The organism is uncultured Streptococcus sp., assembly GCF_938036805.1.
GTDB lineage: Bacteria > Bacillota > Bacilli > Lactobacillales > Streptococcaceae > Streptococcus.
On the sequence record NZ_CALHWC010000139.1, the window covers coordinates 1 to 3,242 of the forward strand.

Here is a 3,242-nt window from a genome sequence, read left to right on the forward strand (position 1 = left end):
TTGGTCACGTCCACTACATTGTTAATCGGACGGATTCCTTCGTTCATGAGGAGATTTTGCAGCCACTGAGGACTCGGAGCAATAGTCACATTGTCCAAAATACGAGCGGCATAAAACGGTGCTTTTTCAGTCTCAATGGCTACAGACAAGCTAGATGCAGCCTTTTCCTCCCCTTCAGTCAAAGAAAATTCATTGAAATGAACAGTTTTATCGTAGATAGCTGCTACTTCATGCGCTACCCCACGCATAGACAAAGCGTCAGCCCGGTTTGGCGTGATGGAAAGCTCGATAATCTCATCATCCAAGTCCAGATAAGGGAAGACCTCATCTCCTGGTACAGCACTATCTGGCAAAATTTGGATGCCATCCGCAAATTCCTTTGGCACGACCGAATCAGAAATGCCCAGCTCGCCAAGAGAACAAATCATACCTAGTGACTCCAAGCCACGGATTTTTCCTTTTTTAATCTTATAATTATCTGCAATGCGAGCGCCTGGTACAGCTACCATAACTTTGATACCTGCGCGAACATTCGGTGCTCCACAGACAATCTGACGAGGCTCCTCTTCTCCGACATTGACCTGACAGAGGTGCAGGTGAGTTTCAGGTACATCCTCACAGCTCAGAACTTCTCCGACAACAATTTTCGAAAGACCTTCGGCTGGCGAGCTGACTCCTTCTACTTCAATACCAGTTGTGGACATTTTTTCAGCCAGCTCGGCGCTCGTCACATCCAAATCAACCAGTTCTTTTAACCATTTATAACTAACTAACATATTGATGATTTTACGACCGACCAAAACTAACTTCGATTTCATAGACAAAGCCAGTCCGTTCTATCTTCGGTCGTATTTGATTCCTCTCTATAAATTTCTGTTTTCACTAAAAGCCCAATAAACAGCGATGTTATCGTCTTTTTAATTTAATTTCTTCCTTAAAAGCCAGTCAATATCGACTGTGCCACCAGTGATATATTCATGCTGGCTAAATCTTTCAAAGCCATATTTAAAGTAAAAGTTCTGCGCCTTAAAATTTCTTTCCCAAACGCCTAGCCAAGCCCAGCTAAAGCCACGTTTTCGGGCTTCTTCTAGGGCAAATTCAAACATTTCCTTGCCCAAGCCGAGGCCCTGATGGGAGGCAAGCACATAAATCCGTTGAATTTCAAAGGAATCCTCCAACTCCTGCTCTGTCTGAGCCTGACCCCAGTTACACTTGAGAAAACCAGCGATTTTTTCTTCCTTGTCCAGTACAAAATAATGCTCAGACTCAGGATTTGCCAACTCCAACTCCAGCCTTTCACGCGCCAACTCATGGGAAAAATAATGTTCCAAATCTTCTTGCTTGATGAAAGGACCAAAAGTTTCTTGGTAGGTCTGAACTTGTAACTCTCGCAAAATATCCAAATCTTCTGGCTGAACTCTAACTAACATAGGGCACTCCTTTCCCAGAAGTAGCTGTAAGCGATATTCCCATCTATAAATTTCTTATATTCAACTAAACTAACGAGCACTTTTGCCACGCATTTCAAGCTCGCAAACATTGCTAATCAGGCTTGTCGTAACGGGATTGTTCAAATCAAGTCCTATTCTAAGCTTCTTACTTATTTAAATTGCTCTGAAAAACGTACATCGCCTTGGTAGAAGCCACGAATATCATTGATGCCGTAGCGAAGCATAGCTACCCGCTCCTGACCGAGACCAAAGGCAAAGCCAGAATATTTCTCTGAATCGATGCCACTCATTTCCAAGACACTTGGGTGCACCATTCCAGCTCCCATGATTTCGATCCAGCCAGTCTTCTTGCAGACATTACAGCCGGCACCACCACACTTAAAGCAAGAGACATCTACTTCGACAGATGGCTCTGTGAATGGGAAGTAAGATGGGCGCAGACGAATCTTCCGATCCGCACCAAACATTTTTTGAATAATCAGCTGCAAGGTTCCTTGCAAGTCAGCCATAGAGATATTTTCCCCTACGACCAGACCTTCAATCTGATGAAACTGGTGAGAGTGAGTCGCATCGTCTGTATCACGACGGAAAACACGTCCCGGAGAGATCATCTTGAGCGGCCCTTGGCTAAAGTCATGAGCATCCATGGCACGAGCCTGAACAGGAGAAGTGTGAGTACGTAAGAGGATCTCTTCTGTGATGTAGAAAGTGTCCTGCATATCCCGCGCAGGGTGGTCTTTAGGCAGGTTCATACGCTCAAAGTTATAGTAGTCTGACTCAACCTCGAAACCATCCACAACCTGATAGCCCATACCGATAAAGATATCTTCGATTTCTTCACTCGTTTGGGTCAAAATATGGCGATTTCCAGCTGGAATCTTACGGCCTGGCAGGGTCACATCCAAGGCGTCATTGGCCAGCTGGGCTGCGACTTTCTGCTCTTCCAAGATTTGAGCTGCTTCTTCAAAGGCTGCATTCAGCACATCTCGTGCTTCATTGACGTGCTTCCCGATAATAGGACGCATCTCAGCAGAAACATCCTTCATCCCTTTGAGAATCTCAGTAAGACTCCCTTTTTTCCCTAGAACAGATACTTTCAGTTCCTGCATATCCTTCGCATTTTCCAGAGTAATGGTCTGCAATTGGGCTAAAGTTTCCTCACGCAGACTCTGCAATCGTTCTTCAATTGTTGACATAGTTCCTCCAAAATAAAAACCGCGGTCTCACTCACACCGAAGCGGAGCGTTGACACGCGGTACCATCCGTTTTTTATCTGGCAAGCCAGACCTTAATTACCAACCCCAAAGCAAGTGAATTCGCCTAGCTTTCATCTAGAGAGCTCTCAGTCGCTGGCTCCCCTCCCTGTTAAACTTCCCTTAGGTTACTGGTCTTGCGGATTGCTATTCAATTATAATTCATTCTAACAGATTTCTAAACATTTCGCAAGCTCAGTTAAAGAATTTACAAGAAGAGACTATCAAGAAAAAGAAGCCTGTCAAAGAACAGACTTCCTTCTTTCTATTTAATAACCTGACCTGCTTCTTTGAGAGCATCTTCTGGTATAGTGATACCGAGTTCTTTGGCATTTTTAGTATTGATAACAGATTTACCTTTATCAAAAATATCTACTGCAGTGTCAGCTGGTTTAGCACCTTTAAGGACTTTAGCTGCCATTTTACCAGTCGCCACACCTAGGTCATACTGGTCTACAACGACAGAGGCAAGACCACCTTCTTCTACCATGGCTGTCGCACTTGGATAAATCGGTTTCTTAGCTTCTTTATTGCTGGA

Annotated in this window: 4 protein-coding genes; all 4 read right to left on the reverse strand. The window is 44.3% G+C overall.

Annotated elements, in window-relative coordinates; translation table 11 throughout:
* Nucleotides 1-776: YtpR family tRNA-binding protein (gene ytpR, locus Q0191_RS05465; protein ID WP_297664541.1), on the reverse strand; the 776-nt coding region annotated here is incomplete at its 3' end.
* Nucleotides 777-917: 141 nt separating this feature from the next.
* Nucleotides 918-1,430, reverse strand: a complete 513-nt coding sequence (locus Q0191_RS05470) for a GNAT family N-acetyltransferase (RefSeq protein ID WP_297664536.1) — start codon at nt 1,428-1,430, stop codon at nt 918-920.
* Between the two features lie 170 nt (nt 1,431-1,600).
* Nucleotides 1,601-2,647, reverse strand: coding sequence for a phenylalanine--tRNA ligase subunit alpha (gene pheS / locus Q0191_RS05475; RefSeq protein ID WP_005589611.1), 1,047 nt, complete (start codon nt 2,645-2,647; stop codon nt 1,601-1,603).
* 322 nt (nt 2,648-2,969) lie between these two features.
* Nucleotides 2,970-3,242 (reverse strand): ABC transporter substrate binding protein (locus Q0191_RS05480; protein ID WP_297664539.1); only part of this gene is annotated, 273 nt, incomplete at its 5' end.